The 12,349-nt window shown below is 73.3% G+C and carries 10 protein-coding genes; 6 read left to right on the top strand and 4 right to left on the bottom strand.

What is annotated here, in order from left to right:
* Positions 1-2: 2 nt before the first annotated feature.
* The 3 genes from ETU37_RS11150 to ETU37_RS11140 all read left to right on the top strand — a co-directional run bounded on the left by ETU37_RS11150 (position 3) and on the right by ETU37_RS11140 (position 2,286).
* Positions 3-443: an NUDIX domain-containing protein gene (locus ETU37_RS11150; protein ID WP_129987406.1), complete on the top strand. Its 441-nt coding sequence runs from the start codon at positions 3-5 to the stop codon at positions 441-443.
* A 64-nt stretch (positions 444-507) separates the two neighbouring features.
* On the top strand, positions 508-1,677 hold the full coding sequence (locus ETU37_RS11145; protein WP_165372500.1) for a glycosyltransferase: 1,170 nt from the start codon (positions 508-510) through the stop codon (positions 1,675-1,677).
* Positions 1,678-1,827: 150 nt separating this feature from the next.
* Complete coding sequence (locus ETU37_RS11140; RefSeq protein ID WP_129987404.1) at positions 1,828-2,286, top strand: dirigent protein; 459 nt, start codon at positions 1,828-1,830, stop codon at positions 2,284-2,286.
* Here ETU37_RS11140 and ETU37_RS11135 read toward each other — a convergent pair.
* Positions 2,276-3,514 (bottom strand): FAD-dependent oxidoreductase, encoded by a 1,239-nt coding sequence (locus ETU37_RS11135; protein ID WP_129987403.1) that lies wholly within the window; start codon positions 3,512-3,514, stop codon positions 2,276-2,278. The two genes, ETU37_RS11140 and ETU37_RS11135, sit on opposite strands and share 11 nt — an antisense overlap.
* Positions 3,515-3,692: 178 nt before the next feature.
* Here ETU37_RS11135 and ETU37_RS11130 point away from each other — a divergent pair, with 178 nt between their 5' ends.
* Positions 3,693-4,484 carry a hypothetical protein gene (locus ETU37_RS11130; RefSeq protein ID WP_129987402.1) on the top strand — a complete coding sequence of 264 codons (792 nt, stop codon included), beginning with the start codon at positions 3,693-3,695 and terminating at the stop codon, positions 4,482-4,484.
* Positions 4,481-7,729, top strand: coding sequence for a bifunctional cytochrome P450/NADPH--P450 reductase (locus ETU37_RS11125; RefSeq protein ID WP_129987401.1), 3,249 nt, complete (start codon positions 4,481-4,483; stop codon positions 7,727-7,729). The genes ETU37_RS11130 and ETU37_RS11125 overlap by 4 nt, the downstream gene beginning before the upstream one ends.
* An 8-nt stretch (positions 7,730-7,737) precedes the next feature.
* On the opposite strand, the gene ETU37_RS11120 is transcribed toward ETU37_RS11125, so the two are convergent.
* Entirely contained in the window at positions 7,738-9,777 is a 2,040-nt protein-coding gene (locus tag ETU37_RS11120; protein ID WP_420819107.1) for an ATP-dependent DNA helicase, read from the bottom strand.
* Positions 9,778-9,833: 56 nt separating this feature from the next.
* The gene (locus tag ETU37_RS11115; protein WP_129987400.1) at positions 9,834-11,273 is read right to left on the bottom strand and encodes an MFS transporter; all 1,440 of its coding nucleotides are present in this window, start codon (positions 11,271-11,273) and stop codon (positions 9,834-9,836) included.
* Between the two features lie 124 nt (positions 11,274-11,397).
* On the opposite strand from ETU37_RS11115, the gene ETU37_RS11110 reads away from it, so the two are divergent.
* On the top strand, positions 11,398-11,952 hold the full coding sequence (locus ETU37_RS11110; RefSeq protein WP_129987399.1) for a TetR/AcrR family transcriptional regulator: 555 nt from the start codon (positions 11,398-11,400) through the stop codon (positions 11,950-11,952).
* Between the two features lie 65 nt (positions 11,953-12,017).
* Here ETU37_RS11110 and ETU37_RS11105 read toward each other — a convergent pair whose 3' ends face one another.
* Positions 12,018-12,245, bottom strand: coding sequence for a hypothetical protein (locus ETU37_RS11105; protein WP_129987398.1), 228 nt, complete (start codon positions 12,243-12,245; stop codon positions 12,018-12,020).
* Between the last annotated feature and the right edge of the window lie 104 nt (positions 12,246-12,349).

The following is a 12,349-nucleotide window of genomic DNA, read 5'->3' as shown; positions in this document are numbered from 1 at the left end:
ACGTGCACTACACGGAGTACGACACCCGGCTCGCCGCCTATGCCCTGGTCGTCGAGGACGACCGAGTCCTGCTCACCTGGTTCAACGGCTCCGGCTCGGGAACGCCGTGCTGGTCGCTGCCCGGCGGCGGGGTCGAGTTCGACGAGACCGTCGAGGAGGCGGTCGTGCGCGAGGCCCTCGAGGAGACCGGGCACGACGTGCAGCTGCACGACCCGCTCGTGGTGCACTCGTGGACCGGGACGTCGCGCGTCTCCGGCCGGCCGTTCAAGTCGGTGCGTGTCATCTACCGGGCCTCCGTCACCGGCGGCACGCTCGGCACCCTGGAGGTCGGCGGCAGCACGGACTTCGCGGCCTGGCTCGATGTCGACGCGGTCGCCCACGAGCCCAGCGTCGCCGACATCGTGGTCGTCGCGATCGACGCCTGGCGCGCCCGGCGGCCCTGACCATCTCCGAGCCACCCGGCCGGGCGGTTCCGGCACGCCGTCGCGTCGTGCCACGATCCGCGACATGCGCGTGCTGGTCGCGTCGACCGCGGGAGCGGGCCACTTCGGCCCGCTGGTGCCGTTCGCCCACGCGCTGCGCGACGCCGGCCACGAGGTCGCCGTCGCGGCGCCGGCCTCCTTCGCCGACGACGTGGCGCGCAGAGAGTTCGCGCACCACCCCTTCGCCGACGCGCCCGCGGAGCAGCTGCAGGCGACGTTCGCCCGGCTGCCGCAGCTCCCGGCCGAGGAGGCCGACGAGGTGGTGGTCCGCGAGGTGTTCGGCCGGCTCGACGCGCAGGCCGCCCTCCCCGGTGTGCTGGCGACGATCGACCGGTGGCACCCCGACCTCGTGCTGCGCGAGCCGGCCGAGCTCGGCTCGCTCGCTGCCGCGGAGGCCTCCGGGGTGCCGCACGCGACGGTCGCCATCGGGATGACCCGGGTCGTGGAGGACATGGCGCCGCACCTCGCCGAGCCCTTCGCCGAGCTCGACGCACTGGCCGGACTTCCCCCCGGCCGGTGCGAGAAGGCCTCGGCCGCGGCTCCCCTCCTCACCGGGGTGCCGCCCACGCTGGACGGTGCACGCGGCGAGCCGCCGGTCGTGCCGCACCGGTTCCGGGTCGAGGACGCGCGGGTGGCACCCGCGCTGCCGCCTCCCTGGGGCGACCCGGAGGCGCCCCTGGTGTACGTCACGTTCGGCTCGGTGACGGCCGGGCTCGGAACGTTCCGGGCGGTCTACCGGCGCGCGGTCGACGTGCTCGCCGACGCGCCGTACCGGCTGCTGCTGACGACCGGCAGCGCGCTCGACCCGTCCGACCTCGGGCCGCTCCCCGCCAACGCGCACGTCGAGCGGTGGTGGCCGCAGGCGACCGTGATGCCCGTGGCCGCGGCGGTGGTCGGGCACGGCGGCTTCGGCACCACGATGACGGCCGTGGTGCACGGGGTGCCGCAAGTGGTGCTGCCGCTGTTCTCGTTCGACCAGTTCCTCAACGCCGACCACCTCGCCGCCGTCGGCGCCGGAGTGCGGCTGGACGGCGGGCCGGACGGAGTCGCCGGGCTGCCGGCGGCTCTCGAGCGGCTGCTCGGCGACCCAGGACACCGGGCGGAGGCCCGGGACCTGGCCGCGGAGGTGGCCGCCCTGCCACCGGTGACCGACGCGCCCGCCCTGCTCGAAGAGCTCGTCCGGCGGGCCGCCTGAGCGGGTAAGCGCGGTTTCGCGTGGCTTTGTGGCGCTGTCCCTGCTCCCGCGCCCGGGTCTAACGTGGGCCCAGGGCCGACAGACATCGGGTGCCCGGCTCTCCCCGTCGCACGACCCTGTGGCGTGTCGTACAACAGATGGGAGAGCCAGATGCGCAGCAAAGTCGTCGTCGCCGGCACCGTGGCAACCGTCGTCGCCGGGACCGTGCTCACGGTCTCCGCGGCCCAGGGCGAGCGTGCCGCCCCCCGCATCACCGTCGTCGAACATGCCGTCTCGGACGCCCTCGTGGACCTCGCGCCGGACGGCGACAGCAACGGAGACCTGCTCACGTTCGCCAACCCGGTCTACGACCGCACCAACTCCCGCAAGGTCGGTCGGGACCAGGGCTCGTGCATCCGCACGGTGGTCGGCGAGGCCTGGCAGTGCTCCTTCACCACGTGGCTCGGCAAGGGCTCGTTGACCGTCGAGGGGCCGTTCTACGACGCCCACCCGTCGGTGATGGCCATCACCGGCGGGACCGGCGCCTACGCCCGCGCGCGTGGCGTGATGCACCTGGCCGCACGCAACAGCCAGGGCACCGCGTTCACGTTCCGGTTCGTCATCCGGTGACGCGGCGTACGGCGAACGGCGGGGCGTGCTCGGGCCGGAAGCCGACGCCGATCAGGTAGGCGGTCACCGACGTCGTCCGCGGCACGCCGTGGAGGAGCGCCAGCAGCGGCTTCGGTGGACCGGTCCGTCGCCCGTCGAGGATCGGCCGCACCAGGCCGCGGTGCAGCAGCCGCTGCAGCGACTGGACCGCGACCGTCGCCACGAGGCGGCGGTTGCGGACCGCCCGCAGCCTGTCAGGAGTCGCCGCGCCCCGCCGCAGGGGCTCGGCCAGCAGCGTCGCGGCCGCCACCGCGTCCTGCACGGCGAGGTTGATGCCGACGCCACCTACCGGGGACATCGCGTGCGCCGCGTCGCCGATGCACAGCAGACCGTCGACGTGCCACCGGTGCAGCCGGTTCACCCGCACGTCGAGGTGCTTGACGTCGTCCATCGAGCCCAGCTCCCCCAGGCGGTCGGCGAGCTCCGGCATCAGCTCGGCGACGTCGCGCCGGAACGCCTCGATCCCCCGGGCCCGCACCTGGGGGTCGGTGCCCTTGCGGCCGATGTAGGCGATCTGCAGGAAGTCGGTGCGCGGGATCACCACGGCGAACCGGCCCGGGGCGGCGCGCGGGGTGAGCGCCGACATGGCGTCCGTGGCCGCGCGCGGGAGCCGGAACCACCAGGCGTCGATCGGGACGCGGAACTCGCGTGGCCGCAGCCCTGCCTGACGGCGGACCGTCGACCAGCGACCGTCGCAGCCGACCACCAGGTCCGCCTCGATCTGCCCGACGGTCCCGTCCGGCCGGTGGTACACCACGCCCCGGACCCGTCCCTGCTCGCGGACCAGCCCGGTCACCTCGGTGCTCATCCGCAGGGTGAAGCCGGGCTCGCGCCGCCCGGCGTCGGCGAGCAGGTCGAGCAGGTCCCACTGGGGCACCATCGCGATGTACGGGTACTTCACCCGGAGCCGGCGGAAGTCGGCCACGACCACCACCTGGTCCTCGCCGACCGGGAACGCGACCTCGTCGACGCGGCTGTACGGCAGCCCGGCGAACTCCTCGCCCAGGCCGAGCTCGTCGAGCAGCTGGAGCGTCGAGGGGTGGACGGTGTCGCCGCGGAAGTCCCGGAGGAAGTCGCCGTGCTTCTCGAGCACCTGGACCTCGACCCCGGCACGCGCGAGCAGCAGGCCCAGCACCATGCCGGCCGGACCGCCGCCGACGACCACGCAGGTGGTGCGGTCGTCCACCATCGCCTCACCTCAGCACCACGGTAGGTCGGCGGCCCCCGCCCACGCACCCCTCCGAATGACTATCTGGACCACGGGTCAAAGGTGTCTACGACATCTCGCGGTGCGGTGTTTCGCTGGAACGTCGCGTGTCGTCCCGGGACGGGGACACGCGCGTCGAGGGAGGGAGGTCCGCGAGCTCATGCCCCGCTCGGGCACCAGGTCGAGCACCAGGTCGAGGACCCCGCCAGGCGGCACCGTCCGGCCGGACCCGGGCCCGTGGACACGCGAGATCCGCGCGCTCGCGCGTGCCGTCTCGGTCTCCGGGATCTTGTTCTCGGGCCTGTTCGTCACGTCCCTGGTCCTGATGCGGCAGGCTCCCGGCCTCGACGCGGCCGACCACGTCTATGCCTCGTTCTACACCGTGGGCCGGGGCAACGTACTCGTCACGGCCGGCCTGTACTTCGTGCCGTTCGCGGGCATCGCGTTCCTGTGGCACATGGGCGCGACCCGCACCTTGGTCGACGCGCTGCCCGGCAGCGCGTCGGAGGTGCCCCGGTGGTTGCAGGTGACCTCCGGGGTGCTCTTCGTCTGCATGCTCTTCGCGGGCACAGCGGCGGCGGCCGGCGTGGCACTGCTGACGGTGCTGTCCACGAGCCCGCTGCCCGACCCCGCGGTGGCACGGACCCTCACCAGCGTCGGCTACGGCATGCTCTTCGTCTTCGGGGTCCGCGCCGCCGGCATGTACATGATCACCACCACGACCCTGACCCGCCGCCGTGCCCTGCTGCCCCGCTGGGTGGCGCTTCTCGGCTACCTCGGCGCGACCTTCCTGCTCGTCAGCACGACGTTCCACCCCGCGACCCTGACGGTCTTCCCGGCCTGGGTGCTGCTGCTGAGCGGCGTCCTGCTGGTGAAGGTCTCCCCCCGGCACGCCGCGCACCGCGGCCGGACCCCGCCCCCACCGCCCGACACCGCAGAGGAGCACCCATGACCACGACGATCGAGCTCGACGAGATCCCCGGGCCGCACGGGCTGCCCGTGGTGGGCAACGTGTTCGACATCGACGCCGCCAACCCCATCGAGGGCTTCATGGCGATGGCCCGGGACTACGGCCCCATCTTCAAGCTCACCCTCCCGGGGGGATTCCGGCTGATCCTCTCCGACCCGGAGCTGGTCGAGGAGGTCTGCGACGACACCCGCTTCGACAAGCTCGTCTCGGGAGGGCTGGCCAACCTGAGGGAGGGAGCCGCGGACAGCGGGCTGTTCACCTCCGAGACCGACGACCCGCTCTGGCGCCGCGCGCACAACATCCTGATGGCGCCGTTCAGCCTCCAGGCGATGCGGGACTACATGCCGAAGATGGTCGACATCGCCGAGCAGCTGCTCGACAAGTGGACGCGGCTCAACCCCGGCGACGAGGTCGACGTCCCCGACGACATGACGAGGCTGACGCTCGACACCATCGCGCTGTGCGGCTTCGGCTACCGCTTCAACTCCTTCTACCGCGACACCCCGCACCCCTTCGTCCAGGCGATGGTGCGCACCCTGTCCGAGTCCCAGGCGCGGGCCCGGCAGCTGCCGTTCCAGACCCGCCTGAGGATCCGCGCCCAGCGGCAGCTCGAGGAGGACCAGGCGTTCATGAACGACCTGGTCGACCGGCTGGTCGCGGAGCGTCGCGCCCAGGGCGCCGAGGGTGACACCACGGACCTGCTGGGCCGGATGCTGACCGGCGTCGACAAGCAGAGCGGGGAGGGGCTGCCGGACGTCAACATCCGCGCCCAGTGCATCACCTTCCTGATCGCCGGTCACGAGACGACGTCGGGCCTGCTGTCCTTCGCCATCTACTACCTGCTGAAGAACCCCGCGTTCATGGAGCGGGCGCGCCGCGAGGTGGACGAGGTGCTCGGGGACACCGCCGCCCCCACCTTCGAGCAGGTGCACCGCCTCACCTACGTGCGGCAGGTGCTCGACGAGTCCCTGCGGCTGTGGCCGACCGCGCCGGGCTTCACCCGTCGGCCGCGCGAGGACACCACGATCGGCGGTCGGTACCACCTTCCCGCCGACACGGCCATCACGGTGCTGACCCCGATCCTGCACCGCGCGGCCTCCGTCTGGGGGCCCGACGCCGAGGAGTTCAACCCCGACCACATGTCGCCGGAGCGGGTGGCCGCGCTGTCGCCCAACGCCTACAAGCCGTTCGGCTCCGGCCTGCGTGCCTGCATCGGCCGGCAGTTCGCGCTGCAGGAGGCGACCCTGGTCCTCGGCATGCTGCTGCAGCGCTGTGATCTCGTCGACCACCTCGACTACCAGCTGCGGACCAAGACCACGCTGACGGTCAAGCCCGCCGACTTCCGGATCCAGGTGCGGCCGCGTCCCGGCCACCACGTGGACCGGGCGGCGCCGGCCGAGGTACGGCGGGACGCCGGCCCGACGACCACCGCGGCGACAGCGACGGCCGCCACGCCGACCCTGCTCGTCCCCCGCCACGGCACCCGGCTGTCGGTGCTGTTCGGGTCCAACCTCGGCACGGCCGAGTCGATCGCGACCCGGATCGCGCAGGAGGGCACCGAGCGCGGCTTCGACGTGACGGTCGGCCCCCTGGACGACCACGTCGACGACCTGCCGCGGGACGGGGCGCTGATCGTGGTGACGGCGTCGTACAACGGCACCCCGCCCGACAACGCCGCGGAGTTCTGCCGCTGGATCTCCGGCGCCAAGGCTGACGCCGCCAGAGGCGTGTCCTACGCGGTCTTCGGGTGCGGCAACACCGAGTGGGCGTCGACGTACCAGGCGATCCCCACCCTGATCGACGAGGAGCTCGAGAAGCACGGCGCGGAACGGATCCACCCCCGCGGCGCCGGAAACGCCGCCGGCGACTTCGACGCCGACTACCGCGCCTGGCACGGTGACATGTGGGCCGACATCGCCCGCGCGCTGGACCTCCCCGACGAGGTGGCCACGGCCGCCGCGCGCGGGCCCCGCCTCGCGATCACGCTGACCAACCGTCAGGTGAGCAACCCGGTGATCGTCTCCTACGAGGCGCACGCGGGCCTGGTGCGGGAGAACCGGGAGCTGATCGGCTCCTCCGACGGCGAGCCGCCGAGCCGCTCGGTGCGGCACATCGAGGTCGCCCTGCCGACGGGCCTCACGTACCGGGCGGGGGACCACCTCGGCGTGCTCCCGCGCAACCGCATCGAGTCCATCGGGCGGGTGATGGCGCACTTCGGGCTCGACGGCGGGCAGTACATCACCATCATCCCGAACAGCGGGTCGCACACCCACCTCCCGATCGACGAACCGACGCCGCTGCTCGGGGTCCTCGGCACCTGCGTGGAGCTGCAGGACGTCGCGAGCCGCGACGACCTCGCGGTCCTCGCCCGGTACACGGAGGACCCCGAGGAGAAGGCGGCCCTGGAGTCGATGGCCGGCGACGACGAGCCGGCGCACGCCGCCTACCGGGAGAAGGTGTACGAGCCGAACCGCTCGGTGCTCGACCTGCTCGAGGAGTACCCGTCCTGCCGGCTGCCGTTCGAGGTCTTCCTGGACCTGCTGCACCCGCTCCGCCCGCGCTACTACTCGATCTCGTCCTCGCCGTTGGCCAGCCCGGACGTCGCGAGCATCACCACGGGTGTGCTCGAGGCGCCTGCCCGGTCGGGTGCCGGCACCTACGAGGGTGTCTGCTCGAACCACCTGGCAGAGGCCCCGCCCAAGGGCACGGTGTTCGTCTTCGTGCGACCGCCCTCGATCCCGTTCGCGCCGCCGGAGAACCCGCACGTGCCGATGATCATGGCCGGGGCGGGCACCGGGCTGGCGCCGTTCCGCGGGTTCCTCCAGGAGCGCGCGAAGCAGAAGGAGCAGGGCGTGCCGATCGCCCCGTCGGTGCTGTTCTTCGGCTGTCGCAACCCCGACACGGACCTGCTGTACGCCGACGAGCTCGCCGACTACGAGCGGCAGGGCGTGGTGCGCGTCGAGCGGTGCTACTCCGACGCACCCGGACAGGGGCGGCGCTACGTCCAGGCGGGCATGCTCGAGCGCGCCGACGAGGTGTGGGACCTGCTCCAGCGCGACGCCGTGGTGCTCGTCTGCGGCAACGCGGCGACGATCGCGCCGGGGGTGCGCGCCTCGCTGACGACGATCTTCCGGGACCGCACGGGCACCGGCGAGAAGGACGCCGAGGCCTGGCTGGCCGGCCTGCAGTCGGCCGGACGGCTGGTGGAGGACATCTGGGGCGGCTGACGAGCAGCTCAAGTCTGGGCGAGCCGCTTCAGGGCGGTCAGCACGACGTCGCGGTCGGTGGTGCGCCACATCGGCGGCAGCGAGTCGGCGAGGAAGCGGCCGTAGCGAGCGGTCACCAGCCGCGGGTCGAGGATCGCCACGACGCCCTTGTCGGCGGTGGTCCGGATCAGGCGGCCGGCGCCCTGCGCGAGCAGCAGCGCGGCGTGGGTCGCGGCGACCGCCATGAAGCCGTTGCCGCCGGCCTTGTCGGCCGCGCGCTGCCGCGCGGACATCAGCGGGTCGTCGGGCCGCGGGAACGGGATGCGGTCGATCAGCACGAGCTGGCAGGTGTCGCCGGGCACGTCGAGGCCCTGCCACAGCGACAGCGTGCCGAACAGGCAGGCGTGCGGGTCCTCGACGAACAGCCGCGCGAGCTCGGGCAGCTGGGCCTCGCCCTGGGCGAGGATCGTCAGGTGCGGCAGCCGCTCGCGGACGGCCGCGGCCGCCGCCTCCGCCGCGCGGCGTGAGGAGAACAGCCCGAGCGTGCGCCCCTCGGCGGCGTCGACCAGCCCGACGATCTCGTCGAGCGTCGCGGCACCCATGCCGTCGCGGCCGGGCGGCGGCAGGTGCCGGGCGACGTACAGGATCCCCTGCCGGGGGTAGTCGAACGGCGAGCCGACGTCGAGCCCGCGCCAGGGCTCACGGCGGTCGCGCTCCTCCTCGACCTCGGGCACCTCGGCAGCCTCGACCAGATCGGGCACCTCGGTGTCCTCGACGCGCTCGGACGGCTTGAGCCCGATGCTGGTCGCGACGGAGGCGAAGTCGCCGCCGAGCATGAGCGTGGCGCTGGTGAAGATCGCGGTCTTCTCGGCCAGCAGCTTGGAGCGCAGCTGGCCCCAGACCTGCAGCGGCGCGACGCACAGCACGTCGCCGCCGCGCTGCCGCTCGCGCCGGGACAGCCACACGACGTCGGACTCGACGTGGGCGGCCATCCGCTCGGAGGTCTTGAAGATCTCCTGCACCCACCCGCGGGCCTGGGTGCGGCCCGGGTCGACCTCTCCCCCGCCGCCCTGCTGCTCCTTGGGGAACGCCGACACCAGCGCCCGCGCGGCGTCGCGGACGAGCACGAGCGCGTCGGCCAGCGCGGTCGGGAGCGTGTCGAGGCGGCCCTCGTCGGTCTCCTCGTAGGCCGCGCGCAGCGCGTCGCCGGCATCGGCCAGGTCGTCGGCCTCGGTGCCGTCGACGTGCTTCTGCGACCGGCGGGCGGCGCGCTCGATCTCGGGCACGGTCAGCTCGTCGGTCGCCGCCTGCGTCACCCGGGCGGTGAGCTCGTGGGCCTCGTCGATCACCACGACGTCGTACTCCGGGATCATCGGCACACCCTCGATCGCGTCGATCGCCAGCAGGGAGTGGTTGGTCACGATCACCGAGGACTGGGCGGCCTTCTCCTTGGCGCGCTCGGCGAAGCACTCCTGCGCGAAGGGGCAGCGGGTCGCGCCGAGGCACTCGCGGTGGTTGACCGAGACCTGCCGCCACAGCTTGTCGGTGTGCTTGGGCGCGGAGTCGCGGTCGCCGGGACCGCCGGTCTCGGCCTGCTGCTCGGCCCAGGCACGCAGCTTGAGCACCTCGGAGCCCATCGTCCCCTCGGGCACGTCGACCAGCACGCCCTGGTCGTCGGGCACACCCTCGCGGACCCGATGCAGGCAGGCGTAGTTGGAGCGGCCCTTGAGGACGGCGTACGACGGAGTCCCGCCGGGCAGGAGGTGCTCGGCCGCGCCGAGCAGAGCGGGGATGTCGCGCTCGACCAGCTGGTGCTGCAGCGCGAGGGTCGCGGTGGCGACCACGACCCGCTCGTCGTGGAGCAGCGCCGGGACGAGGTAGCCCAGCGACTTGCCGGTGCCGGTGCCGGCCTGGACCAGCAGGTGCTCCCCGGAGCCAATCGCCCGGGCGACCGCCTCCGCCATCGCGATCTGGCCGGCCCGCTCCTCGCCGCCGAGCTGCTCCACCGCGCCCGCCAGCACGTCGCGGACCGTCGGTCGCTCGGTGGTGGTCGGGGTCTTCGGCACCACGGAACAGTAACGGGCACCACCCCCGCGGGAGTGGTGCCCGTCCGGTGTCCTGTGGATCAGGCGTTCGCCGGTACGGCGACCCGTGCCCGGCGGCCGAGCCCGTGCAGCACGAGCGCGACCACGAAGGCCAGCGAGGCGAACCCGGCCGAGGTGAGGAAGGCCGCCTCCGCGCCGGGCAGGAACTCGCCGGGCACCGCGCCCGCGGCGTACACGGACACGATCACGGCCAGCCCGATCGCGCCACCGAGCTGCTGGAAGGTCTGCAGCAGGCCCGAGGCCGAGCCGGCGTGCGCCGGGTCGACGCCGGCGAGCACGGTCGAGGTGACCGGCATGAACACCAGGCCCGCCGAGAGGCCGTTGACGAGCATCGGACCGAACACGCCGGTCCAGTAGGTGTCGGCGGCGGACACCTGGCTGAGCCAGACGAAGCTGGCCGCGAGGCCGAGCGCGCCGGTGAGCAGCATCGGGGTGGCGCCGACCCGCGCGAGCAGCCGCGGGGTGACCCGCGACATCCCGAAGATGCTCAGGGTCAGCGGCAGGAACGCCAGGCCGGAGGCCATCGGGCCGAAGCCGAGCTCGCCCTCGATCAGCTGGACCGCGAGGAAGAACATCGACAGCTGGCCGCCGACGACGAGCGCCATCATCGTCAGCGCCCCGACCCGGCGGCCGCTGCGGACGAGCTCGGGCCGGATCATCGGGTGCGCCACGCGCCGCTCGGTCCAGGTGAGGACGGCGAGCAGGACGAGGCCGGCGGCGAGACCGCCGAGCGTGCGCACCGAGGTCCAGCCGTGCTCGGGGGCGCCGATCAGCGCCCAGACGACGGAGACGGCGGCACCGGTCGCGGTGACCGCGCCGACGACGTCGAAGCGGCCGGGGCGGCGTGCGGTCTCGTCGAGGAGGCGGCGGGTCAGGGCCAGCACGGCCAGACCGACGGGCACGTTGATGAACATCGTCCAGCGCCACGAGCCGACGTCGGTGAGGAAGCCGCCGAGCAGCAGGCCGATCGACATGCCGCCCGACGTCACCGCGCCGAACAGCGCGAGCGCCCGGTTGCGCGCGGCCTCGTCGGGCGCGCTGGTGGTGAGCAGGGCGAGGACGCCGGGGGCGGCCATCGCGGCGCCGACACCCTGGGCGGCGCGAGCGGCGACCAGGACGCCCGGCGTGGTGGCGAGCCCGGCGAGCAGGGACGCGCCGGTGAAGACCGCGACGCCCACCTCGAACATCCGGCGGCGGCCGAGCACGTCGCCGAGCCGGCCACCGAGGAGCAGCAGCCCGCCGAACGCGAGCGTGTAGGCGTTGAGCACCCACGACAGGCCGGCCGGCCCGAAGGACAGGTCGGCGTCGATGTGCGGGAGGGCCACGTTCACGACCGTGGCGTCGAGGATCAGCATGAGCTGGACCGAGAGCACGAGCGCGATGCCGGCGGCGGCACGGGTCGCGTGCGGCGGCAGCTCCTCGGGCAGCTCGGGACGGGAGCGGGTCAGGGTCTGGGACATGGGTGAAGGAGGTCCTGTTCTGGCCTGGCGGGCCGACATGGGGTTTAATGGAGGAACTCTCCGCTTCATCAGGAACAATACGGAGAGTGTCTCCGTTTGGCAAGAGGGAAAGGGAAGGGACGCCATGCGCGCCGACGCCAAGCGCAACCGCGACCGGATCGTCGAGGTCGCTCGCGAGGTGTTCCGCGAGCAGGGGTACGACGCCTCCCTGGACCTCGTGGCCAAGCGCGCCGGTGTCGGCGCGGGCACGCTCTACCGCCACTTCCCCAGCCGCGAGTCGCTGCTCGACGCGATCATGCAGAGCTGGGTCGACCGGGTGCAGGAGGCCGCCGACAAGTCGCTGGCCTTCGAGGGCCCCGACCGCGACCTGCTGCTCGGCTGGTTCGAGACCTACGTCGGGCTGATCAGCCTGCACAAGGGCGGCCCGGCCAAGATCACCTCGGCCATGGGCGACCCCGACTCCCCCATCCAGACCAAGTGCCAGGTGCTCGCCGGCGCGAGCCAGCGCGTGGTCGACCACCTCGCCGCCCGCGGCGCGCTGCGCGACGACGTCGATGCGGTGCAGGTGTGCCGGCTCGTCGGCGGCGTCGCCACGGTGGCCGACAGCTCGTCGCTCGACCCGACCGCCGTACGCCCGCTGCTGGAGGTCGTCGCCGACGGGCTGCTCGTCAGGGCCTGACCCTCACGCACGACAAACGGCGCCGCCCACCGACCGGGTCGGTGGGCGGCGCCGCACCCCGTTGCTCAGGAGGTCGTGCCGCACGCGGCGGAGGCGTCGGCCGTCGCGGCATCGATGGCGGCGAGGTCCAGGTGGGAGATCGCCTTGTTGCTGCGCCCCTGCTTCTCCAGGCCTCCGGCCATCAGGCCGTGGGCGTTGATGAGCGTGTCCGGCGTGACGCCGGCCGCATCGGCGACGATCTGCACGCCCGCGGGGTTGGCGGCGAGGACGGTGAGCGGACGGCGGACGTGCATGGCGTTCCCCCTGGTGATGTGCGTGGTGCCGACAGGCCACGACCATGCCGACCCTGCGGTGGCGCGGGCCATGCCGAATTCGGACCTCTCACCGCCCACCCGGA

The organism is Nocardioides iriomotensis (assembly GCF_004168035.1).
Classification (GTDB): Bacteria; Actinomycetota; Actinomycetes; order Propionibacteriales; family Nocardioidaceae; genus Nocardioides_B; species Nocardioides_B iriomotensis.
The sequence above is the reverse complement of the archived record's forward strand: the minus strand, read 5'-3'. Positions and strand labels throughout refer to the sequence as shown.